The sequence below is a fragment of the Mesorhizobium sp. M4B.F.Ca.ET.017.02.2.1 genome, from assembly GCF_003998955.1.
In the GTDB taxonomy this organism is placed as follows: domain Bacteria; phylum Pseudomonadota; class Alphaproteobacteria; order Rhizobiales; family Rhizobiaceae; genus Mesorhizobium; species Mesorhizobium abyssinicae.
Genome location: NZ_RZOF01000731.1, coordinates 1 through 400, shown reverse-complemented (window position 1 = coordinate 400; position 400 = coordinate 1). Strand labels below are relative to the sequence as shown.

Below are 400 nucleotides of genomic sequence, written 5' to 3'. Positions count from 1 at the left end.
TTCTTCACCCGCGCACCGTCTGGGCCATAGGCGAGTTGACGGTGTTGGAGGCGAGCATGACGGTCTTCAGCCGATTGGCCTCATCCCAGGTGCGTGTCCGGCTGCCGTCGGAGGTCAGATTGCCGTTGGCATCATAAGCATTGCATTGGCGCCGACCGAGGTTGGCGCATGCGGCCTGGGCGATGATGCCGTTGGATAGACGTAGGTTCCGGGTTTTGAAATAGCTCAATCTACGCTCCGCACTATCACCGTCATACGGGCTATTGGAATCGTCTTAGCAAAGACGATTGCGCCGATGCTCGCATTTCAATTTCTGGTAGTATTTTCCCATACCACTCAGAATCGTCGATACTACTAAGAAATTCTACGTCATCTTTTTCCCTGTTCCTCTCAATTTCGA

The 400-nt window shown here is 53.0% G+C and carries 1 protein-coding gene; it reads right to left on the bottom strand.

Features of this window, described 5'->3' with window-relative positions:
* Positions 1-4: 4 nt before the first annotated feature.
* A complete protein-coding gene (locus EN738_RS35090) occupies positions 5-229 on the bottom strand; it encodes an RHS repeat protein (protein WP_189606186.1) in 225 nt (74 codons plus the stop codon).
* Positions 230-400 lie beyond the last annotated feature (171 nt).